This window comes from Streptomyces sp. NPDC054834 (assembly GCF_053611185.1).
In genome coordinates, this window is record NZ_JBSGZV010000011.1 from 217,120 (window position 1) to 238,081 (window position 20,962).

A 20,962-nucleotide genomic window follows, 5' to 3' on the forward strand; every position below is an offset into this window, starting at 1 on the left:
CCGCGGGCCGGGCTCCCGAGGGGAGTCCGGCCCGGCGTGTGAGTGCCCTTCGCCCTTGCGCCTCAGCGGGCGGTGGCCTTCTTGGCGGTGGTCTTGCGCGCGGACGACTTCTTGGCCGGGGCCTTCTTGGCCGTGGCCTTCTTGGCCGGTGCGCTCTTGGCCGTGGTCTTCTTGGCGGCGGCCTTGGTGCCCGTCGTCTTCTTGGCGGCCGCGGTGGTCTTGGCGGTCGTCTTCTTCGCGGTGGTCTTCTTGGCGGCGGCCGTGGTCTTCTTCGCGGCAGCCGTCGTCTTCCTCGCCGTGGTCTTCTTCGCCGCACCCGTCGCCTTCTTGGCGGCGGCCTTCTTGCCGACCGCCTTGGAGATGGTGGGCGGCGGGCCGGACAGGCTGCCCTTCGGGGCCTTCTTGACGGCCACCTCGCCCCCGCGCGGCAGCTTCTTCGAGCCGCTCACCAGGTCCTTGAAGCCCTGACCGGCACGGAAGCGCGGCACAGAGGTCTTCTTGACACGAACCCGCTCGCCCGTCTGGGGGTTGCGGGCGTAGCGGGCGGGGCGGTCCACCTTCTCGAAGGACCCGAAGCCGGTGACCGAGACCCGGTCTCCGCCGACCACCGCTCGAACGATGGCGTCCAGGACCGCGTCGACAGCATCGGCGGCCTGCTGGCGACCACCCATCTTGTCGGCAATCGCTTCTACGAGCTGCGCCTTGTTCACGTCTTCCCCTTCGGAGACATCGCCAGAACGAAAGTGTTCAAGCTTTTTCGCACGTTAGGCAGATATATACCGCAAATCAAACACGAAACGGGCTAATCACCCTTGTGCCGCAACGGACTCGGCGAGTTCTGATCTTGTTCAGCGGCCCTCTTCGGGGATGCGCCCCGCGTCGAGGTCCGCGGTGAACCGATCGAGCCGCCTTGCCGCGTCGGCGAGATCGTGCTTGGCCGCGGCCGTAATGACCAGCAGCTTCCGGGTCAGCGCCATCCGTACGCCCTCCGGGACTTGCAGTGCGCGCACCCTTGAGTGCGCTTCCTTGAGTCGGTCCGCGACCGCCGCATAGAGCTCGAGTTGGCCGTCGTGTTCCATGCACAGATTGTGCCATCTGGGGCGAGTTGTCGCCTGCCCAGGGTGCAACTACCGCCCCGGAAGGGCTTCCTGGCTCGCCCGGAGGCCTCGGTCCCACAAGACGCGTACCCCGGCAACCACCTTCTTAACGTGGGAAGTTGGCTGCCGGGTCCGAGCGGTGCGGGGCCGTTCGGGTGCAGAAACGGCTGTACCCCCAATCGTGGTGATCGGGGGTACAGCCGAGGTGTCGCAGTGGCCGAAAGTCGACCTCTTCAGTTGGTTCAGACCTGAAGCGTCCGCGGCTTGTACGACGGGCGCTTGGCCTCGTACTCGGCGATGTCGGCCTCGTTCTGGAGCGTGATGGAGATGTCGTCCAGTCCGTTCAGCAGCCGCCAGCGGGAGTTCTCGTCCAGGTCGAACGAGGCGGTGATGCCCTCAGCGCGCACCTCACGCGCCTCAAGGTCCACAGTGACCACAGCAGTGGGGTCCTGCTCGGTCAGCTCCCACAGCGCGTCCACGACCTTCTGGTCCAGGACCACCGTGAGCAGGCCGTTCTTCAGCGAGTTGCCGCGGAAGATGTCGGCGAAGCGGGAGGAGATCACCGTCTTGAAGCCGTAGTTCTGGAGCGCCCAGACGGCGTGCTCACGGGAGGAGCCGGTACCGAAGTCGGGGCCGGCCACCAGGACGGTCGCACCCTGCCGCTCGGGGCGGTTGAGCACGAACTCCGGGTCCTTGCGCCAGGCCTCGAACAGCCCGTCCTCGAACCCGTCCCGCGTCACCTTCTTGAGCCAGTGAGCAGGGATGATCTGGTCGGTGTCGACGTTGCTGCGGCGCAGCGGGACGGCCCGGCCGGTGTGCGAGGTGAATGCTTCCATGACTGATCAGACTCCAGCGGGCGCGGGGGTGTCGGCGGACAGGTCGGCGGGGGACGCCAGGTGGCCCAGGACGGCCGTCGCGGCCGCGACCTGCGGCGACACCAGGTGTGTACGGCCACCCTTGCCCTGCCTGCCCTCGAAGTTGCGGTTGGAGGTGGAGGCGGAGCGCTCACCCGGGGCGAGCTGGTCGGGGTTCATGCCCAGACACATCGAGCAGCCCGCGTGCCGCCACTCGGCGCCGGCCTCCTTGAAGACCACGTCCAGGCCCTCGGAGACGGCCTGGAGACCGACCCGCGCGGAGCCGGGGACGACCAGCATCCGTACGCCGTCGGCGACTTTGCGGCTCCGGAGGAGATCGGCGGCGGCCCGCAGGTCCTCGATGCGGCCGTTGGTGCAGGAACCTACGAAGACGGTGTCCACCTTGATGGAGCGCAGCGGCTGACCGGCCTCCAACCCCATGTATTCCAGGGCCTTTTCGGCGGCGAAGCGCTCCGAAGCGTCTTCGTACGAAGCGGGGTCGGGGACGGACGCCGAAAGCGGCGCGCCCTGGCCGGGGTTGGTGCCCCAGGTGACGAACGGCGACAGTTCGCCGGCGTTGATGACGACCTCGGCGTCGAACTCGGCGTCCTCGTCGGTCCTCAGCGTCTTCCAGTACGCGACGGCCGCGTCCCAGTCCACGCCCTCGGGGGCGTGCGGGCGGCCCTTGAGGTACTCGAAGGTGGTCTCGTCCGGGGCGATCATGCCCGCGCGGGCGCCGGCCTCGATCGACATGTTGCAGATGGTCATCCGGGCCTCCATCGAGAGCTTCTCGATGGCGGAGCCGCGGTACTCCAGGATGTAGCCCTGGCCGCCACCCGTACCGATCTTGGCGATGATCGCCAGGATCAGGTCCTTGGCCGTCACGCCCTCGGGCAGCTCGCCGTCGACCGTGATCGCCATGGTCTTGGGGCGGGCCAGCGGCAGCGTCTGGGTGGCCAGCACGTGCTCGACCTGGGAGGTGCCGATGCCGAACGCCAGCGCGCCGAAGGCGCCGTGCGTGGAGGTGTGCGAGTCGCCGCAGACGACCGTGGTGCCGGGCTGGGTCAGGCCGAGCTGCGGGCCGACGACGTGCACGACGCCCTGCTCGACGTCGCCCAGCGGGTGCAGCCGGACGCCGAACTCGGCGCAGTTCTTGCGCAGCGTCTCCAGCTGGGCGCGGGAGATCGGGTCCGCGATGGGCTTGTCGATGTCGAGGGTGGGGGTGTTGTGGTCCTCGGTCGCGATGGTGAGGTCGAGGCGGCGCACCTGGCGGCCGTTCTGCCTGAGGCCGTCGAAGGCCTGCGGGCTGGTCACCTCGTGCAGAAGGTGCAGATCGATGAAGAGGAGGTCGGGCTCGCCCTCGGCGCGCCGGACGACGTGGTCGTCCCAGACCTTCTCCGCGAGTGTCCTACCCATCGCTTTCCCTCCGGCCGGCAAAGGTGCGCCGGCCCAACTAGAGATCTTGAGGAGGCAGCTGCCCGCGCCCCAGATACGGGCGTCCGCCGCCGGGCCCGTTGGTCCGCGGGCCGTTGTGTGTTCAAGGGTGTCGCAGTCCACGGAAAATTGAACTTGCGTTTCACAGAGTGAGACGCGAGTATCGTTGCATGGACAACAGTAGCGGCGTCGGCGTTCTGGACAAGGCAGCCCTCGTCCTGAGCGCTCTGGAGTCCGGTCCGGCCACCCTCGCGGGTCTGGTCGGGGCCACCGGACTGGCACGACCCACGGCCCACCGGCTGGCCGTGGCATTGGAACACCACCGCATGGTGGCGCGCGACATGCAGGGCCGTTTCATTCTCGGACCGCGTCTGGCCGAGCTGGCCGCGGCGGCGGGCGAGGACCGCCTGCTGGCCACGGCGGGCCCGGTGCTCACGCATCTCAGGGACGTCACCGGGGAGAGCGCGCAGCTCTACCGTCGCCAGGGTGACATGCGCATCTGCGTGGCCGCGGCGGAACGCCTGTCCGGCCTGCGGGACACGGTCCCGGTCGGCTCCACGCTGACCATGAAGGCCGGCTCCTCGGCGCAGATCCTGATGGCCTGGGAGGAGCCCGAGCGCCTGCACCGCGGCCTCCAGGGCGCCCGCTTCACGGCGACGGCCCTGTCCGGCGTACGGCGGCGCGGCTGGGCCCAGTCCATCGGTGAGCGCGAGCCCGGCGTGGCCTCCGTCTCCGCGCCCGTGCGCGGCCCCTCCAACCGCGTGGTGGCCGCGGTGTCCGTCTCCGGCCCCATCGAGCGCCTGACGCGCCACCCCGGCCGTATGCACGCCCAGGCGGTCATCGACGCCGCCGCCCGCCTCTCCGAGGCCCTGCGCCGCTCGGGCTGACCGCCCGCGACAGGTGACCGGACGGCTCGGGCCCGCCTCAACGCCGCGGCAGGCCCGACCCCACCGGTCTCACCTGTCTCACGAGTCCCGCGACGCCGTCACCTCCTCCGACCGGTGCGCGAACCGGTCCTTCGCCCGCCTCCCCCGCCGCTCCAGCGGCACCTGCCCGTGGGCGGCGGCGAGCCCGAACGCCGGCATGTCCGCATAGATCGACTCGTACGCCCCCTCGGACGCGACGTAGGTCTCGTGCCACAGCCCCACGTGCCGCCGGCTCTTGCCCGCCTTCTCCTTGCGGTTGATGATCGACCAGGCCCGGTGGTGGAACATGTCGGGAGAGCTCGCGTACGCGTAGAGCTTCTCCTTGGACTCCCAGTACTGGACGACGTAGTACGTCCGTGGCGAGGCCGTCAGCAGCACATGGCCGAGCAGGCCGCGCCCGGGCTCCTTCCGCAGTTCGCGGAGCATGCGCGGCATCGCCAGGAACACCGGGAGCCAGTGGTGCACCCCCCGGAAGTGGTTGATCCGCATGCCGATCAGCAGGACGACCACATCTCCCCCGGCGTCCGCGGTGGTGCGACCCGGGATGACCCGTTTCCGGAGCATGACTCCCCCTCGTCGGTGAGCAGTGCTATCCAAGTCCTCGTGCTTGGATAGTGCCGTTATCCAAGAAGGAGCGCAAGACATGCGGCTCGCCGAGTTGAGCAGACGCAGCGGTGTGTCCACCGCGACGATCAAGTACTACCTGCGCGAAGGGCTGTTGCCGGCGGGCCGCCAGGTCAACACGACCACGGCCGAATACGACGACGAGCACCTGCGCAGACTCCGTCTGGTGCGCGCGATGATCCAGGTGGGCCGACTGCCGGTGGCAACGGTCCGGGAAGTGCTCGGGCACGTCGACGACGACTCGCTGGGCCGGACGATCCGCCTGGGCGCGGCACTGTGGGCGTTGCCGCAGGTGCCGGAGCCGGACGAGGACGACGAGTACGTCCGGGCCGCGCACCGGGAGGTGGGCGAGTTGCTGGAGACCCTGGGCTGGACGAACGCGAAGGCGCTGACCACCATCTCCCCCGCCTACCGCTCACTGGTGGTCGGCGTGGCCGCGTTCCGGCGGCTCGGCTACGACTGGGGAGCTGAACTGCTCGCGCCCTACGGCCGGTTGATGCATCAGGCGGCCGTGCTCGACCTGGATTTCGTGGAGACCCATCCGTCGGAGGCGGAGAAGGCGGAAACCGCGGTTCTGGGGGCGATCCTCAACGAGCCGGTGCTGCGAGCCCTGCACCGGCTGGCCCAGGAGGAGGAGTCGGCACGGCGTTACGGCTTCGAGTGAGCCAATCGGAAAAGACGAAGGCTCCTCGCCGAAGCGAGGAGCCTTCATGTCGTACCCCCGACCGGATTCGAACCGGCGCTACCGCCTTGAGAGGGCGGCGTGCTAGGCCGCTACACAACGGGGGCGAGGATCTTACGTTTCCGCAGATCCGTGCTGGTCTACCTGGACTCGAACCAAGACTAACTGAACCAGAATCAGTCGTGCTGCCAATTACACCATAGACCAATGATGGTTTAGACCAGTCAGTACCCCCGACCGGATTCGAACCGGCGCTACCGCCTTGAGAGGGCGGCGTGCTAGGCCGCTACACAACGGGGGCCCTAGCGATCCCGACAGGATCAGGATCAGTACCCCCGACCGGATTCGAACCGGCGCTACTGCCTTGAGAGGGCAGCGTGCTAGGCCGCTACACAACGGGGGCTTTGCGGATCTGTTCCGCGGTGCGGATGAGCTCCGCGAGCTGGCCTACCTGGACTCGAACCAAGACTAACTGAACCAGAATCAGTCGTGCTGCCAATTACACCATAGGCCACTGGAACGCAAGCCCTTGAGGGGATCTCGTTCTAGTTCGCTCCCCCGGGTTCCGGCCTTTCGGCCCGCTCCCCGGCGGCGCAGGAAGAACATTACCTGAAGGTGGACGGGGCTCCAAAACGACTATCCGGAGCGAGCAGCGCGGGTAGTTCGGCGAGGGACTCGATCCGGTGGCGTCCGACGGGGCCGTCACCGCCGGCCCACGCACCGGCGCGGTCGATCCACACGGACCGCAGCCCCGCCTCCGCCGCACCGCGGCCGTCGATCTCCGGGTGGTCGCCGACGTACGCCACCTCGTGCGGAGGCAGGCCGAGCGCCTCGCAGGCCGCGAGGAACGCCCGGGCCTCCGGTTTGGAGACACCGAGCTCGGCGGCGCACAGGACGGCCTCGAAACGGTCGCGCACCCCCAGGGTGCGCAGCTTGCGCTCCTGGACGTGGATGCTCGAGTTGGACAGCACCGCGTGCCGGTGGGTGGCGGCGAGGGCGTCGAGGACGGGCAGCACGTCCGGGAAGAGGGCCCAGGCGGCCTCGTAGTGAGCGACGTAACGCCGGAACCAGGCATCGGCCTCGGCGTCGGTCAGCTCCTGGCCGAGGAAGACCCGTACGCGCTCCCGGCGCTGCGCCTCGAACGAGAGCTCCCCGGCCGCGAAGCGGGCCCACTGCCGCTCGGTGATCTCCCGCCACCGCACGACGGCCTCCTCCGGGCTCGCGTACCCGACGAGCAGCCCCTCGGCGGCGAGATGGTCCCGCATACCGGTGCGGTCCGCGGTCGTGTAGTCGAAGAGGGTGTCGTCGACGTCCCAGACCACGGCGCGGATGCTCATGCCCCGACGGTAACCCGGGGGCGAGGTGCATGGGCCGGAATGCGCCGAGGGGCGGGACCCGGAACTTCGGGTACCGCCCCTCACGGGTACGCGGTTACGCGGCCAGCTTGGCCAGGGCCGCGTCGATGCGGGCCAGCGTCTTCTCCTTGCCCAGCACCTCCAGGGACTCGAAGAGGGGCAGGCCCACCGTGCGGCCGGTGACGGCCACGCGGACGGGGGCCTGGGCCTTGCCGAGCTTGAGGCCGTGGGCCTCGCCGGCGGCCAGGACGGCCTCCTTCAGGGACTCCGCCGAGGCCCAGTCGGCCGACTCGAGCTTCTCGCGGGCCGTGCGGAGCAGGGCGTCGGAGCCCTCCTTCATCGCCTTCGCCCAGCTCGCATCGTCGAAGACCGGCTCGGAGAGGAAGAGGAAGTCGACGTTGTCGGTGATCTCCGACAGGACCTTGAGGCGGGTCTGCGCGTGCGGGGCGATCGCCTGCCACTTCGCCTCGTCGAAGTCCTCCGGCGCCCAGGGGGCGAACGGCGGCTGGAGCCACGGGCGGCAGCGCTCCGTGAAGTCCTTCACATCCAGCAGGCGGATGTGGTCGGCGTTGACCGCCTCGGCCTTCTTCAGGTCGAAGCGGGCCGGGTTGGGGTTCACGTCCTTGATGTCGAAGGCCGCAACCATCTCGTCGATCGTGAAGATGTCCTGGTCGGCCGAGAGCGACCAGCCGAGCAGGGAGAGGTAGTTGAGCAGGCCCTCGGGGAGGAAACCGCGCTCCCGGTAGAGGTTGAGGGACGCCTGCGGGTCGCGCTTGGAGAGCTTCTTGTTGCCCTCGCCCATCACGTACGGCAGGTGACCGAAGGCCGGGGTCTGCTTGGCGATGCCCAGCTCGATCAGCGCCTTGTACAGGGCGATCTGGCGCGGGGTGGAGGAGAGCAGGTCCTCGCCGCGCAGGACGTGGGTGATCTCCATCAGGGCGTCGTCGACCGGGTTGACCAGCGTGTACAGCGGGGCACCGTTCGCGCGGACGATGCCGTAGTCCGGGACGTTCTCGGGCGTGAACGTCAGCTCGCCGCGGACCAGGTCGGTGAAGGTGATCGTCTCGTCGGGCATGCGGAAGCGGACGATAGGCGTACGGCCCTGGGCCTTGTACTCCTCGACCTGCTCGGCGCTCAGGTCGCGGCAGTGGCCGTCGTAGCCGGAGGGCTTGCCGGCGGCGCGGGCGGCCTCGCGGCGGCTGTCCAGCTCCTCCTGGGAGCAGTAGCAGTGGTAGGCGTGGCCGGCGTCGAGGAGCTTGGCGGCGACGTCCTTGTAGAGGTCCATGCGCTGCGACTGGCGGTACGGCGCGTGCGGGCCGCCGACCTCGGGGCCCTCGTCCCAGTCGAAGCCCAGCCAGCGCATCGAGTCGAGCAGCTGGTTGTAGGACTCCTCGGAGTCGCGGGCGGCGTCGGTGTCCTCGATGCGGAAGACCAGAGTGCCCTGATGGTGCCGGGCGAACGCCCAGTTGAACAGGGCGGTGCGGACCAGGCCCACGTGGGGGTTACCGGTGGGCGAGGGGCAGAAACGGACGCGAACGGGGGACGGGAGTGCCCCCTGCTCGAGCGAAGCCGAGGGCTTGGGGGAGGGTGCGCTAGCCACGCTTGACAACCTTGTTGGTGAGAGTGCCGATGCCTTCGATGGTGACGGCGACCTCGTCGCCGACGTTCAGGGGGCCGACCCCTGCCGGGGTGCCGGTGAGGATCACGTCGCCGGGGAGCAGCGTCATGGCCTCGGAGATGTTGACGATCAGGTCCTCGATGGAGTGGATCATCTCGGACGTCCGGCCCAGCTGGCGCTGTTCGCCGTTGACCGTGAGCTGGACGGTCAGGTCGGACGCGGTGGCGAGGTCCAGGTCGGTCTCGACCCAGGGGCCGAGCGGGCAGGAGGTGTCGAAGCCCTTGGCCCGGGCCCATTGCTTCTCCCGCTTCTGGACGTCGCGGGCGGTGACGTCGTTGGCGCAGGTGTAGCCGAAGATCACGTCCTGGACGCGCTCGCGGGGCACTTCGCGGCACATGCGGCCGATGACCACGGCCAGCTCGGCCTCGTGGTGCAGTTCCTGGGAGAAGGGCGGGTACTGGATGTCGTCGCCGGGGCCGACCACCGAGGTGGAGGGCTTGAAGAAGGCGAACGGGGCGTCGGGTACCTCGTTGCCGAGTTCGCGGGCGTGCTCGGCGTAGTTGCGGCCGAAGGCCACGACCTTGTTGGGGAGCACCGGCGGCAGCAGCCTGACCTTGCTGACCGGAACCTTCGTGCCGGAGAGCTCGTAGTCCGCGAACGGGATGCCCTTGATGATGTCGAGGACGAGTTCGTCCTGCTTGTCGCCCTCGACCGCGCCGAAGGCGACGTTCCCGTCGATGGAGAATCTGGCGATGCGCACGGGATCCTTGCGCCCCTTAAGTTTCGGTGACCGAGCCGGCTGGAGTCTGACGCTCCAGGCTAACGCGGAAGAGGCCCGGGACCTCGCGCATGACGAAGGGCGCCCCTGGTGGCGGGGCGCCCTGAGTTTCGTGCGGCCGCGGCTGAGCGTCCGGCGGCCGGGGTGCGTACTACTCCGCGACGGAGGCTCCGACCGGGACCTCGGTGAGGATGGTGCGCCTGGGGTTGGCGGTCTGGGCCGGCAGTTCGACGGAGTGCTCCGGCTGCTCCACGGTCTGCAGTTCGTCGGCGTCCTCGAGGTGCGCCAGAGTCGTGCGCCGCGGGTTGGCTATGGTGCGGAACATCATCGTCGTTTTCACGGTTGTCGTACGCCCTGTTCTCGTTGTCGTTGTTGCCGTATTTGTAAAGCGTCAGGCTAAACACGCGATTCCCCGGCGGACTCGCGAAGTACTCGTGATCAGTCTGTGAGTTTGCTCACGACTGTGGAGACAATCCGGTCAATTCCGGCCTGCAACGGAAACCGCCGAAACGGACATTGACCCCCTGAAGCCACCATTCCGCTCCTGATCATGGCGACTGGGACACCGACGCTATCCCGGCGACTCGCTGGAATAAGTCCGTTTTGCACGAGAACGACTTCCACGGCTCGTAATGCGTCACTCACATTCTGTCACGGAGGTCACAGCTCGGCTCCGGCCCTTGTTGGAGATCCTGCACTGTGCTGGAATCTCACGGACCGCCGCAGGATCGAGCCGGCGCACAGGGGGCGCGACGCAGCGCCGAGTGGCGGCGAGACAGGGGGAGCCAGCGCCGGTCACTCAAGACCACCCAGGGGGGCGTTTTCAGGGCGTTCCCCACAACGCCGACACCGTGTCCTTCCGTTCACGCGGAGGGGTGCCTGGTCCAGAGGTTGCGACGCTAGTGCAGGGACGTTTCAAGAGGGATGGCAGTGCTTCGGCCGAGCCGGAGCCGCATGGCGGGACTGCCCCCAGCAATGGCAGCTCCTCGCCCCAGCACGCCCAGAACCCGGGCCCGGCCCCGTCCGGTGACGGCGGTCAGCGCCCCGGGCGCGCCGGCGCGTCGGCACCTGCGGGGCCCGCGAGCCCCGCTCCCGCGGTCAAGCCCGCCGGCGGCCCGACGGGGCCCGGTTCGCGCATAGCCCTGCGCAACTGGCGCATCTCCACGCGCCTGGTGTCGCTGCTCGCGCTCCCCGTGGTCGCCGCGACCTCGCTGGGCGCGCTGCGCATCAGCCAGAACGTCGACGACATCCAGCAGCTCGACAACATGAAGCTGCTGACGGAGATGACCAAGCAGGCCACCGAGCTTGCCAAGGCGCTCCAGGACGAGCGCGACCAGTCCGCGGGTCCGCTGGCGCACGGCGCCAGCACCACCAGCGACTACACGGTCAAGGGCTTGTGGCAGAAGACCGACGACGCCAAGGCGAACTTCGAGGACGCCTCGGAGGAGATCGACGAGGCCAGCAAGAACGGCCAGCTCCAGGGCGTCCGTGACGCCCTCGTCGGCATCGCCGGCCAGCTGGACGACCTGGCCAAGATCCGCAAGGCCGCGTACCAGTCCAAGAACAACTCCACGCAGACGGTCGAGTCCTACCACCGCCTGATCACCCAGCTGATCGACCTCTCGCAGGACATGGCGGAGGCGTCCAGCAACCCCGAGATGATCTCGCGCACCCGTGCCCTGGCGGCGTTCTCCACCGCCAAGGAGTACGCGTCCGTGCAGCGTGCCGTCATCGCCGCGGCCCTCCCCGAGACCACCACCACCTCCGGTCACCTCTCCGACAACGACCGGCTCTACGCGCAGTCGGCGCAGAGCAGCGAGGAGTCCGAGCTCACCATCTTCAGGAAGATCTACTCGGACCAGGACGCCGAGGAACTCCTGAAGCCCATCGACGAGGGCAACGCGACCATCGAGTCCGCGGACACCTACGCCAACCGCGCCCTGAGCAGCGCCGACGGACTCGCCGAGCTTCAGAAGCGGTCCTACCGCGACTGGGTCGACGAGAGCACGACCAAGATCGAGCAGATGAAGAAGATCGAGCACACGCTGCTCGAGGACATGGAGCAGAAGGCCCGCGAGCTGCGCTCCGCCTCGGAGCGCGAGGCGATCATCTCCGGTGCGCTGATCCTGCTGGTGCTCGGCGTCTCCCTGGTCGGCGCCTTCGTCGTGGCCCGCTCCATGATCCGCTCCCTGCGCCGCCTCCAGGAGACCGCCACCAAGGTCGCCCAGGACCGCCTGCCCGAGCTGGTCAAGCAGCTGTCCGAGTCCGACCCGCAGGACGTCGACACGTCCGTGGAGTCGGTCGGTGTGCACTCCAAGGACGAGATCGGCCAGGTGGCCGCGGCCTTCGACGACGTGCACCGCGAGGCGGTCCGCCTCGCCGCCGAGCAGGCCCTGCTGCGGGGCAACGTCAACGCGATGTTCACCAACCTCTCGCGCCGCTCCCAGGGCCTCATCCAGCGTCAGCTGTCGCTGATCTCCGAACTGGAGTCCCGCGAGGCCGACCCGGACCAGCTGTCCTCGCTGTTCAAGCTGGACCACCTCGCGACCCGTATGCGCCGTAACGGCGAAAACCTCCTCGTCCTCGCCGGTGAAGAGCCCGGCCGCCGCTGGACCCGCCCGGTCCCGCTGGTCGACGTGCTCCGCGCCGCCGCGTCCGAGGTGGAGCAGTACGAGCGCATCGAGCTGGCCGCGGTGCCGACCACCGAGGTCGCCGGCCGCGTCGTCAACGACCTCGTGCACCTGCTCGCCGAGCTGCTCGAGAACGCGACCTCCTTCTCGTCGCCGCAGACCAAGGTCAAGGTCACCGGTCACGCGCTGCCCGACGGGCGCGTCCTGATCGAGATCCACGACACCGGTATCGGCCTCTCCCCCGAGGACCTCGCGGCGATCAACGAGCGGCTCGCCTCGCCGCCCACCGTGGACGTCTCGGTGTCCCGCCGCATGGGTCTGTTCGTGGTCGGCCGGCTGTCCCAGCGGCACGGCATCCGCATCCAGCTCCGCCCGTCCGACTCCGGTGGCACGACCGCGCTGGTCATGCTCCCCGTGGACGTCGCCCAGGGCGGCAAGAAGCCCGCTCCCGGCAAGCCCGGTGCGTCCTCCGGCGGTCCGGCCGCCGCGCAGGCCGCCGCCGGTGCGGCCGCGGCGCGCCGCAACAACAACGGCCAGGGCAACGGCGGTTCGCTCGGCGCGGGTGCGCCCGGCGGCGCCCTCGGCGGAGGCGCGCCCTCGGGCGGCGGACGCCTGGGTGCCGGTCCCGGCGCGCGTGGCCAGGTCGGTGCGGGTCAGGGTCCGCGGGCGGCGCTGCCCGGCGCGGGTCAGGGCGGCCGTCCCGGTGGGCTCGGCGGACTCGCACCGCGTGGACCGCAGCAGCAGGGCCGGCCGGCGCCGGCCGGTGCGGGTGCGGGCGGCTTCGGCGGTCAGGCCCCGGGCGCCCCGCAGGGCCTCCAGGCCGCGGGCCCGGGCGCCCCGCAGCAGAACGCCTTCGGCAACCGCGGCCCCGTACCCCCGCAGCGCGGCGACAACGGCAACACCAGCAACAACGCCTCCGACCAGGGCCGCCAGCCCCAGCTCCCGCCGCGCGGCGGACCGCGGGCCGAGCTGCCCGGCGGCAACCCGCAGCAGCGCACGCCGAACTGGGGCGACGAGACCGGCCGGCCGCCGGTGTCGCGTGCCTCGCTGGACGCCCCGCGCGGCCACGACGAGCAGGACCCGGCGCACACCTCGCGGATGCCGCGCATCGACGACCGGCAGGGTCCCGGTGCGACCGCTGAGATGCCCCGGATCGACGACCGGCAGGGTCCGGCCGCCACGGGCGAGTACCCCCGCCCGGACCTGAACGGCGTCAACGGCTCCCAGAACACGGGCTCGTTCGTCCGCTCCGACGTGTTCGGCACCCCCGCCGGGCAGCCGGACGGCTCCGGCACGGGCCAGTTCGCCGCCCCGCAGGCCTACGACGCCGGCTCCACCGGCCAGTTCGCCGCGCCGGGCTACGACAACAACTCCACCGGCCAGTTCGCCACCCCGAACTTCGACGGTGGGTCCACCACCGGGCAGCACTCCCTGCCCGGCCGCCACAACGGCTCCGGCACCGGCCAGTTCGAGCGGCCGCAGACGGACGGCCGGGGCGCCGACTACGGCGCGCCGCGTCCGCCGGCCCCGCAACAGCAGCGTCCGGTCCGGCGGGAGCCCGAGGCCCTGCCGCCGGCCAGCGGTCCGGGGGACGGTCGTACACCGCTGTACGACACCCTGGAGACCAACTGGTTCCGCGGTGGCCAGGGCGGCGGTCAGGGTGGACAGCAGGAGCCCCAGCAGAGCAACGGCTCGGCTCCGGCTCCCGCCCCGCAGCAGCCGCAGGCTTCCGTCCCGCAGCAGCCGCAGACTCCCGCTCCCGCCGCCGCGGCGGCACAGCGTCCCGCCACCAGCTCCTGGCGCACCTCGCCGAACGACGAACTCGTCCGGCAGGCAGAGCGCGTCCGGCAGCCCGCTGCGGGCGGCGTCACCACTTCCGGCCTGCCGCGCCGGGTGCCCCGGGCCAACCTCGTCCCGGGCACGGCTCAGCAGCAACAGCACCAAACCGGTCCGCAGGTCTCGCGTGCGCCTGACGACGTACGCGGCCGGCTGACCAATCTCCGTCGGGGTATCGCGCAGGGTCGTCAGGCCGGCAACGGTCAGACCGGCAGCTTCCCGAGCCCCACTCACCAGCAGGAGCGTTAGTTGAGCCCGATGAGCCAGGCGGCACAGAACCTCAACTGGTTGATCACCAACTTCGTGGACAACACCCCCGGGGTGTCCCACACCGTCGTCGTGTCCGCCGACGGTCTCCTTCTGGCGATGTCCGAAGGCTTCCCGCGTGACCGCGCCGACCAGCTGGCGGCCGTCGCGTCCGGGCTCACCTCGCTGACTGCCGGGGCCTCCCGGATCTTCGAGGGCGGCGACGTGGCGCAGACGGTCGTCGAGATGGAGCGCGGCTTCCTCTTCCTCATGTCCATCTCGGACGGGTCGTCCCTCGCGGTCCTGGCCCACCCCGAGTGCGACATCGGCCTCGTCGGCTACGAGATGGCGCTGCTCGTCGACCGCGCGGGCGCGGTGCTCACGCCCGACCTGCGCGCCGAACTACAGGGCAGTCTGCTTCACTGATCGGCTCCGGTACCACCCACATCACCAAATCACCGTCCGGCCGCCACAATCCCCCCACCGGCCCCGTCAGACGGCTTGCCCGACCGACTTGCTGTCCCGCCCGGAGGATTCATGACCCCGCCCACCGCCTCTCATGATCCGTACGCCGAGCCGTACGGGGACGAGGGCGATCAGCCGCTGGTACGTCCGTACGCGATGACCGGTGGCCGGACCCGGCCGCGCTACCAGCTCGCCATCGAGGCGCTGATCAGCACCACGGCCGACCCGGCAGCGCTCATGGGGCTGCTCCCGGAGCACCAGCGGATCTGCCATCTGTGCCGCGAGGTGAAGTCGGTCGCCGAGGTCTCGGCGCTGCTCGCCATGCCCCTGGGTGTGGCGCGGATCCTCGTGGCGGACCTCGCCGAGGCCGGCCTGGTGGCCATCCACCAGCCGGGCGGCGATGAGAACAACGGCGGCGCACCGGATGTGACGCTGCTCGAAAGGGTGCTCAGTGGACTTCGCAAGCTCTGACGGGGGCCGGGCGACCACCTCCGCGAAGATCGTGGTGGCGGGTGGCTTCGGCGTGGGCAAGACCACGTTCGTCGGCGCCGTCTCGGAGATCAACCCGCTGCGCACGGAGGCCGTGATGACGTCCGCGAGCGCGGGCATCGACGACCTCACCCACACCGGGGACAAGACGACCACCACGGTCGCCATGGACTTCGGCCGCATCACGCTCGACCAGGACCTGATCCTTTACCTGTTCGGTACGCCGGGCCAGGACCGTTTCTGGTTCATGTGGGACGACCTGGTCCGCGGTGCCATCGGTGCGGTCGTGCTCGTGGACACCCGGCGCCTGGCCGACTGCTTCCCGGCCGTGGACTACTTCGAGAACAGCGGCCTGCCGTTCGTCGTGGCGCTCAACGGCTTCGACGGGCAGCAGCCCTACCAGCCCGAGGAAGTACGCGAGGCGCTCCAGATCGGACCGGACACCCCGATCATCACCACGGACGCCCGGCACCGCTCCGATGCCAAGAGTGCGCTGATCACGCTGGTGGAACACGCCCTGATGGCACGGCTGAGGTAGATCAAATCGGGAGTGCCGTACGGCAGTTGCCGTAAACACACCGGAGCCGACTGTGGCCTTTGACACGGTCGGCTCCGGTGTTCATAACGTTTCGGCAGAGGAATCGGGTGGTATCGCCACGCGTCGCGGTCGGACGGTATCGCTGCGCTCACAAACGCCCCGCATTTTGGCGGGGCTCGCTCTTTATGACCGTTTTATCTGGGGCTTACATCACTCCCAATCAGAGGTTTCCACTGTTTGGAACTGCGCAGGCCCACGTGCTGGAATGCCTGAACTGCCCAATAGTCAAAGACGTACTCCCTAGTGGTCTATGACACACCGGGTTCTGAGAGACTGCGGCACGACGTAGGTGCCCGCCGCCGAGAGGTTGTTGGTCGAGTGAGGCGAAGCAAGAACGGTCCCGAGCCGTCGGCGCGGGGCAACTTCACCCCGCCGCCGCGCGCTGCGGCGCCCACCCCTGTGCCCGCTACGGAACCAGCGGCCGCCCCCGCCAAGAGCGGCGGCCGATTCTCCCCACGCAACTGGCGGGTACCGACCCGCCTGAACGCGATCCTGCTCATACCCGTGGTCGTCGGCCTCGTCATGGGCGGCTTCCAGGTGAAGGCCTCGATCGACACCTGGCAGGAGGCCCAGGACGCGGAGAACACCGCCCGCCTGGTGCGCGCCTCCCTCGCCTACGCCGACTCCCTCGAGAACGAGCGTGACAGCACCGCCGCGCACCTGCTGAAAGGCAAGGGGCAGACCGCGCAGGACAAGGCGGCCGTCACCTCGATCCGCGCCACCACCGACAAAGCCGCCGACGCCTTCGACCAGGCCGCGCAGAACATGCCGAACAAGTCCGGCCTGGTGCGCCGGCTGAAGCTGTTCCGCGAGGCCGAGCCCAAGTTGCAGACGCTGCGGGTGGCCGCCTTCACGAGCAAGCTGACCGGCGTGCAGACCGAAGAGGGTTACGTCGAGATCTCCCACCCTCTGATGGAGTTCGCCAACGAGCTCGGTCTGGGCACCGGCAACATCACCTCCTACGGCCGTACCGTCTACGCCATCTCGCTGACCAAGGCGGCGCTGTCGCTGGAGCGCTCGATCGGCATGCACCTGCTGATCAACCCCGGCCCCGACGCCGGCAACCTCGCCACCCAGCGTGTCTCGCTCTCCTCGTACGCCTACCTGGAGCGGATCGCCGTCGAGGAGTACGTCGGCGGTGGCACCGAGGCCGACGCGCAGAAGCTGACCGTGGCCGAGAAGAAGCTCAAGACCGACGGTGCGGCGATGGCCGAGGCGGCCAAGGCCAAGGACCCGAACTACGTGCCGCCGCCGTCCGACCCGAGCAAGATGGTCTCCGCCCTGGCGAACCTCGAGGACACCAGCACCACCACGCGCGCCGGGCTCGCCCAGAAGGGCATCACCGCGGAGAACTGGTGGGCGGTCAACACCCTGAAGTTCAACGCCTACCGCCAGATCGAGTCGAACCTTGCCGACAAGGCGGTGAACGAGGCCTCCGGCATCGCCGACGACGCCAAGACCTCCGCGATCATCACCGGTGTCGCGGTCGTGGTCGCCCTGCTCGCCGCGTTCATCCTGGCCGGCATGGTGGCCCGGCAGATGAGCCGCTCGATGCGCCAGCTGCGCAACGCCGCCTTCGGCATCGCCGAGCAGCGCCTGCCGATGCTGGTCGATCAGCTCTCCCGTACCGACCCCGGCCGGGTCGACACCCGCGTCGCGCCCATCCCGATCACCACCCGGGACGAGATCGGCGAGGTCGCCCGGGCCTTCGACCAGGTCCACCGCGAGGCCGTCCGGCTCGCCGCCGAGCAGGCCCTGCTGCGGGGCAACATCAACGCGATCTTCACCAACCTCTCGCGCCGCAACCAGTCGCTGATCGAGGGCCAGCTGAGCCTCATCACCGACCTGGAGAACAACGAGGCCGACCCGGACCAGCTGGAGAACCTCTTCAAGCTGGACCACCTCGCGACCCGTATGCGCCGCAACGGCGAGAACCTCCTGGTCCTGGCCGGCGAGGAGCCCGGCCGCCGCTGGGACCAGCCGGTCCCGCTGGTCGACGTCCTGCGCGCCGCCTCCTCCGAGGTGGAGCAGTACGAGCGCATCGAGCTCTCCGGCGTCCCGGAGGCCGAGATCCACGGCCGCGCCGTGACAGACCTCGTGCACCTGCTCGCCGAGCTCCTGGAGAACGCCACCACGTTCTCCTCGCCGCAGACCAAGGTCCGCGTCACCGCGACCCGTCTCCCCGACGGCCGCATCATGATCGAGATCCACGACAAGGGCATCGGCCTGACGGCCGAGGACTTCGCGGACATCAACCACAAGCTGGCCAACCCGCCGACCGTGGACGCCGCGATCTCCCAGCGCATGGGCCTGTTCGTGGTCGGCCGGCTGTCCGACCGGCACGGCATCCGCGTCCAGCTGCGCCCCTCCGGCGAGCAGGCCGGTACGACCTCGCTGGTCATGCTGCCGGACGCGATCACGCACGGCGGTGGCGGCGAGCAGGCACTGGACCGCGACGAGTTCACGGTCTCCCAGATCATCCCCGAGCAGCAGTTCCAGGGCGAGAACTTCAACCCGCAGCAGCAGCAGCTCCAGCCGATGCGCACGGCGGCCGAGCTCGGCTTCGACGACAGCCGCTACGTGGATGTCCCCGACGACATCCGGGACCTGGACCCCGTCGGCCGCTCGCTGATGCGCGAGGAGCGCCGCGCGGCCCTGGAGGCCCAGAACGGCCCGCAGGAGCTCGAGGCCTCCCGGGAGGCCCCCGAGGCGCCCGCGACGCCCACGTACGCCGACGAGTTCGATGCCCAGCGCTACGACGGCAGCCGTACCGGCTACCAGGAGCAGCCCGCGGCCTACGACCCGCAGCAGGCGTACCAGGAGCAGCAGCAGGCGTCCTACGCCGAGCAGCAGCAGACGGCCTACGACGAGCCGCAGCAGCCCGCGTACGACGAGCAGTACTACGCGCCGAACGGCGGCCGGCCACAGAACGACGGCTTCTCGTCGGCCGGCGGCTACCCGGAGCCCGCGTATGCGGAGCCGGTCCAGGAGGAGCACGCGGCCGCGCACGCCGCCGCGTCCGAGTCCTACCCGGCCTACGATGAGAAGCCCTACCAGGACGACTGGCCCCAGCGGGACGGTTACCAGAACGGGTACCCGGCCCAGTACGCTCCGGAAGCGGAATCCGCGCAGGCCGGTGACGTGAACGAGCGGGACCGCGTAGGCTTCGACCGTCCGGGACCGACCTCCCCCGCCGGCCACACGCTGACCGACGCCGGGCTGCCCCGCCGCGGAACCATCGCGAGCGGATCGAACGGCTCGAACGGTGCGCGGCACACGAGCCGGGAAGCGTCGGCTCCCGCACAGGAGAGCGACGGCGGCGGCGACTGGCGTTCACAGAACGACCAGCGGTGGCAGCAGGCCTCGCAGCTCCGGAAGCCCAAGGCAGGCGGGGTCACCTCCTCCGGTCTGCCGCGGCGGGTACCCAAGGCCAACCTGGTCGAGGGCGCCGCCGAGAGCACCCCCCAGGGAGGCCCACAGGTCTCCCGCGCCCCGGAGGACGTCCGGGGCAGGCTGAGCAACCTGCGTCGAGGCGTCCAGCGTGGGCGCAACGCAGGCAGTGAAACGAACGGCCAGGGCTTCGGTCCTGACAGCACCTACAACCAGGAGCGTTAGTGTGAGCCCGATGAGCCAGGCGGCACAGAACCTGAACTGGTTGATCACCAACTTCGTGGACAACACCCCGGGGGTGTCCCACACGGTGGTGGTCTCCGCCGACGGACTCCTTCTGGCGATGTCCGAAGGCTTCCCCCGCGACCGCGCCGACCAGCTCGCGGCCGTCGCCTCCGGTCTGACGTCTCTGACGGCAGGCGCCTCCCGGATCTTCGAGGGCGGCCACGTGAATCAGACGGTTGTGGAGATGGAGCGGGGATTCCTGTTCCTCATGTCCATTTCCGACGGTTCCTCGCTGGCGGTCCTGGCACACCCGGAGGCGGACATCGGCCTCATCGGGTACGAAATGGCGCTCCTGGTGGATCGCGCAGGCACGGTTCTTACCCCGGATCTGCGTGCGGAACTCCAGGGAAGCCTTCTCAACTAGCTATCAGACGGTGCGTTTTGGCGTCCCGGGGCCGTAAGGTTTCGGGACGCGGCTCCACAAGGATGGGTGCCCGGCACGGTCGGAGGAGGAGAGAAAGTGGCAACACCCCCAGGCGGTTCCCATTCGGGCAACTGGTCGTACGGCCCTGCCCAGGGCCAGGGCGACGGATCCGCGAACCGGTACAACTTCCCCTCCGCCCCCAGCCACCGGCAGCCGTACGCGCCACAGGGCCCCGGCCCGTCGCCGTACGACCAGCCGTCCGCGCCGCGCATCCAGCCGGTGCAGCCGCAGCGTCGCCCTGAGCCGGCACCCGCCGGGGCGTCGAACAACCCCTTGGTGCGCCCGTACGCCATGACCGGCGGCCGGACGCGCCCGCGGTACCAGCTCGCCATCGAGGCACTGGTGCACACCACCGCGCAGCCGCACCAGATGCAGGGCCAGTTGCCCGAGCATCAGCGGATCTGCAACCTCTGCCGTGAGATCAAGTCGGTAGCCGAGATCTCGGCCCTCCTGACAATCCCTCTCGGCGTGGCCAGGATCCTCGTCGCCGACTTGGCGGAGGCGGGCCTGGTCGCCATCCATCAGCCCGGCGGCGACGAGAACGCCGGTGGCCAGCCAGACGTGACACTGCTCGAAAGGGTGCTCAGTGGACTTCGCAAGCTCTAGCGGCGGTCCTTCCCGCTCCACCACCTCCGCGAAGATCGTGGTGGCGGGCGGCTTCGGCGTGGGCAAGACCACGTTCGTCGGCGCCGTCTCGGAGATCAACCCGCTGCGCACAGAGGCCGTCATGACGTCCGCTTCAGCAGGCATCGACGACCTCACCCACACCGGGGACAAGAAGACCACCACGGTCGCCATGGACTTCGGCCGTATCACCCTTGACCAGGACCTGATCCTGTACCTGTTCGGCACCCCCGGTCAGGACCGCTTCTGGTTCATGTGGGACGACCTGGTCCGCGGCGCCATCGGCGCGATCGTCCTGGTCGACACCCGCCGTCTCGCCGACTGCTTCCCCGCGGTCGACTACTTCGAGAACTCGGGTCTCCCCTTCGTCATCGCCCTCAACGGCTTCGACGGCAACCAGCCGTACAACCCGGACGAGGTCCGCGAGGCGCTCCAGATCGGCCCCGACACCCCGATCATCACGACCGACGCCCGCCACCGCTCGGACGCCAAGTCGGCGCTGATCACTCTCGTGGAGCACGCGCTGATGGCACGGCTCCGCTAGCCGTTACGCCATATGGATGGGCGGGCCCTCCCGGCTGGGAGGGCCCGCCCATCCATATGGCAC

Annotated in this window: 19 protein-coding genes and 5 tRNA genes; 10 read left to right on the forward strand and 14 right to left on the reverse strand. The window is 69.6% G+C overall.

The window, feature by feature from the left end; translation table 11 throughout:
• Positions 1-62 precede the first annotated feature (62 nt).
• From ACWGJM_RS17940 to leuC, 4 genes are all read right to left on the reverse strand, one after another.
• Entirely contained in the window at positions 63-710 is a 648-nt protein-coding gene (locus ACWGJM_RS17940) for an HU family DNA-binding protein (RefSeq protein ID WP_453412635.1), read from the reverse strand.
• A gap of 138 nt (positions 711-848) precedes the next feature.
• Positions 849-1,079 (reverse strand): SCO5555 family protein, encoded by a 231-nt coding sequence (locus tag ACWGJM_RS17945; protein WP_453412636.1) that lies wholly within the window; start codon positions 1,077-1,079, stop codon positions 849-851.
• Between the two features lie 260 nt (positions 1,080-1,339).
• Positions 1,340-1,933 carry a 3-isopropylmalate dehydratase small subunit gene (gene leuD, locus ACWGJM_RS17950; protein WP_453412637.1) on the reverse strand — a complete coding sequence of 198 codons (594 nt, stop codon included), beginning with the start codon at positions 1,931-1,933 and terminating at the stop codon, positions 1,340-1,342.
• 6 nt (positions 1,934-1,939) lie between these two features.
• The gene (gene leuC, locus ACWGJM_RS17955; RefSeq protein ID WP_453412638.1) at positions 1,940-3,367 is read right to left on the reverse strand and encodes a 3-isopropylmalate dehydratase large subunit; all 1,428 of its coding nucleotides are present in this window, start codon (positions 3,365-3,367) and stop codon (positions 1,940-1,942) included.
• A gap of 188 nt (positions 3,368-3,555) precedes the next feature.
• Between leuC and ndgR the strand changes: the two genes are divergently transcribed.
• Positions 3,556-4,272 (forward strand): IclR family transcriptional regulator NdgR, encoded by a 717-nt coding sequence (ndgR, locus tag ACWGJM_RS17960; RefSeq protein ID WP_009320373.1) that lies wholly within the window; start codon positions 3,556-3,558, stop codon positions 4,270-4,272.
• A 78-nt stretch (positions 4,273-4,350) separates the two neighbouring features.
• Here the strand turns inward: ndgR and ACWGJM_RS17965 are convergent, their stop codons facing one another.
• On the reverse strand, positions 4,351-4,875 hold the full coding sequence (locus ACWGJM_RS17965; RefSeq protein ID WP_453412639.1) for a DUF4188 domain-containing protein: 525 nt from the start codon (positions 4,873-4,875) through the stop codon (positions 4,351-4,353).
• Positions 4,876-4,954: 79 nt separating this feature from the next.
• On the opposite strand from ACWGJM_RS17965, the gene ACWGJM_RS17970 reads away from it, so the two are divergent.
• On the forward strand, positions 4,955-5,599 hold the full coding sequence (locus tag ACWGJM_RS17970; RefSeq protein WP_453412640.1) for a MerR family transcriptional regulator: 645 nt from the start codon (positions 4,955-4,957) through the stop codon (positions 5,597-5,599).
• A 52-nt stretch (positions 5,600-5,651) separates the two neighbouring features.
• Here ACWGJM_RS17970 and ACWGJM_RS17975 read toward each other — a convergent pair.
• From ACWGJM_RS17975 to ACWGJM_RS18015, 9 genes are all read right to left on the reverse strand, one after another.
• A tRNA-Glu gene (locus tag ACWGJM_RS17975) sits at positions 5,652-5,724 on the reverse strand.
• Positions 5,725-5,752: 28 nt separating this feature from the next.
• Positions 5,753-5,824: transfer RNA gene (locus tag ACWGJM_RS17980), tRNA-Gln, on the reverse strand.
• 21 nt (positions 5,825-5,845) lie between these two features.
• A tRNA-Glu gene (locus ACWGJM_RS17985) sits at positions 5,846-5,918 on the reverse strand.
• A 29-nt stretch (positions 5,919-5,947) separates the two neighbouring features.
• Positions 5,948-6,020: transfer RNA gene (locus ACWGJM_RS17990), tRNA-Glu, on the reverse strand.
• Positions 6,021-6,059: 39 nt separating this feature from the next.
• Positions 6,060-6,131, reverse strand: a tRNA-Gln gene (locus ACWGJM_RS17995).
• Between the two features lie 91 nt (positions 6,132-6,222).
• Positions 6,223-6,954 (reverse strand): HAD family hydrolase, encoded by a 732-nt coding sequence (locus tag ACWGJM_RS18000; RefSeq protein WP_453412641.1) that lies wholly within the window; start codon positions 6,952-6,954, stop codon positions 6,223-6,225.
• Between the two features lie 94 nt (positions 6,955-7,048).
• On the reverse strand, positions 7,049-8,572 hold the full coding sequence (gene gltX, locus ACWGJM_RS18005; protein WP_453412642.1) for a glutamate--tRNA ligase: 1,524 nt from the start codon (positions 8,570-8,572) through the stop codon (positions 7,049-7,051).
• A complete protein-coding gene (locus ACWGJM_RS18010; RefSeq protein ID WP_453412643.1) occupies positions 8,565-9,350 on the reverse strand; it encodes a fumarylacetoacetate hydrolase family protein in 786 nt (261 codons plus the stop codon). The genes gltX and ACWGJM_RS18010 overlap by 8 nt, the downstream gene beginning before the upstream one ends.
• Positions 9,351-9,519: 169 nt before the next feature.
• Complete coding sequence (locus ACWGJM_RS18015) at positions 9,520-9,708, reverse strand: hypothetical protein (protein WP_453412644.1); 189 nt, start codon at positions 9,706-9,708, stop codon at positions 9,520-9,522.
• A gap of 562 nt (positions 9,709-10,270) precedes the next feature.
• Between ACWGJM_RS18015 and ACWGJM_RS18020 the strand changes: the two genes are divergently transcribed.
• The 8 genes from ACWGJM_RS18020 to ACWGJM_RS18055 all read left to right on the forward strand — a co-directional run bounded on the left by ACWGJM_RS18020 (position 10,271) and on the right by ACWGJM_RS18055 (position 20,899).
• Complete coding sequence (locus ACWGJM_RS18020) at positions 10,271-14,083, forward strand: sensor histidine kinase (RefSeq protein ID WP_453412645.1); 3,813 nt, start codon at positions 10,271-10,273, stop codon at positions 14,081-14,083.
• A 9-nt stretch (positions 14,084-14,092) separates the two neighbouring features.
• Positions 14,093-14,506 (forward strand): roadblock/LC7 domain-containing protein, encoded by a 414-nt coding sequence (locus ACWGJM_RS18025; protein WP_121890767.1) that lies wholly within the window; start codon positions 14,093-14,095, stop codon positions 14,504-14,506.
• Between the two features lie 111 nt (positions 14,507-14,617).
• On the forward strand, positions 14,618-15,016 hold the full coding sequence (locus tag ACWGJM_RS18030; RefSeq protein WP_019058642.1) for a DUF742 domain-containing protein: 399 nt from the start codon (positions 14,618-14,620) through the stop codon (positions 15,014-15,016).
• Positions 14,997-15,572: a GTP-binding protein gene (locus ACWGJM_RS18035; protein ID WP_030793795.1), complete on the forward strand. Its 576-nt coding sequence runs from the start codon at positions 14,997-14,999 to the stop codon at positions 15,570-15,572. The genes ACWGJM_RS18030 and ACWGJM_RS18035 overlap by 20 nt, the downstream gene beginning before the upstream one ends.
• A 378-nt stretch (positions 15,573-15,950) precedes the next feature.
• Positions 15,951-19,247 carry a sensor histidine kinase gene (locus tag ACWGJM_RS18040; RefSeq protein ID WP_453412646.1) on the forward strand — a complete coding sequence of 1,099 codons (3,297 nt, stop codon included), beginning with the start codon at positions 15,951-15,953 and terminating at the stop codon, positions 19,245-19,247.
• Between the two features lie 10 nt (positions 19,248-19,257).
• Positions 19,258-19,671 carry a roadblock/LC7 domain-containing protein gene (locus ACWGJM_RS18045; RefSeq protein WP_037625176.1) on the forward strand — a complete coding sequence of 138 codons (414 nt, stop codon included), beginning with the start codon at positions 19,258-19,260 and terminating at the stop codon, positions 19,669-19,671.
• 96 nt (positions 19,672-19,767) lie between these two features.
• Positions 19,768-20,337 (forward strand): DUF742 domain-containing protein, encoded by a 570-nt coding sequence (locus ACWGJM_RS18050; RefSeq protein WP_453412647.1) that lies wholly within the window; start codon positions 19,768-19,770, stop codon positions 20,335-20,337.
• Positions 20,318-20,899: a GTP-binding protein gene (locus ACWGJM_RS18055; protein WP_361447334.1), complete on the forward strand. Its 582-nt coding sequence runs from the start codon at positions 20,318-20,320 to the stop codon at positions 20,897-20,899. The genes ACWGJM_RS18050 and ACWGJM_RS18055 overlap by 20 nt, the downstream gene beginning before the upstream one ends.
• Positions 20,900-20,962 lie beyond the last annotated feature (63 nt).

What these genes read in the sequence shown, in the direction of transcription:
- ACWGJM_RS18000 (WP_453412641.1), bottom strand. Translation starts at nt 6,954, where the DNA reads ATGAGCATCCGCGCCGTGGTCTGGGACGTCGACGACACCCTCTTCGAC.
- ACWGJM_RS18030 (WP_019058642.1), top strand. Translation starts at nt 14,618, where the DNA reads ATGACCCCGCCCACCGCCTCTCATGATCCGTACGCCGAGCCGTACGGG.
- ACWGJM_RS17970 (WP_453412640.1), top strand. Translation starts at nt 4,955, where the DNA reads ATGCGGCTCGCCGAGTTGAGCAGACGCAGCGGTGTGTCCACCGCGACG.
- leuD (WP_453412637.1), bottom strand. Translation starts at nt 1,933, where the DNA reads ATGGAAGCATTCACCTCGCACACCGGCCGGGCCGTCCCGCTGCGCCGC.
- ACWGJM_RS18045 (WP_037625176.1), top strand. Translation starts at nt 19,258, where the DNA reads ATGAGCCAGGCGGCACAGAACCTGAACTGGTTGATCACCAACTTCGTG.
- ndgR (WP_009320373.1), top strand. Translation starts at nt 3,556, where the DNA reads ATGGACAACAGTAGCGGCGTCGGCGTTCTGGACAAGGCAGCCCTCGTC.
- ACWGJM_RS18025 (WP_121890767.1), top strand. Translation starts at nt 14,093, where the DNA reads ATGAGCCAGGCGGCACAGAACCTCAACTGGTTGATCACCAACTTCGTG.
- leuC (WP_453412638.1), bottom strand. Translation starts at nt 3,367, where the DNA reads ATGGGTAGGACACTCGCGGAGAAGGTCTGGGACGACCACGTCGTCCGG.
- ACWGJM_RS17945 (WP_453412636.1), bottom strand. Translation starts at nt 1,079, where the DNA reads ATGGAACACGACGGCCAACTCGAGCTCTATGCGGCGGTCGCGGACCGA.
- ACWGJM_RS17965 (WP_453412639.1), bottom strand. Translation starts at nt 4,875, where the DNA reads ATGCTCCGGAAACGGGTCATCCCGGGTCGCACCACCGCGGACGCCGGG.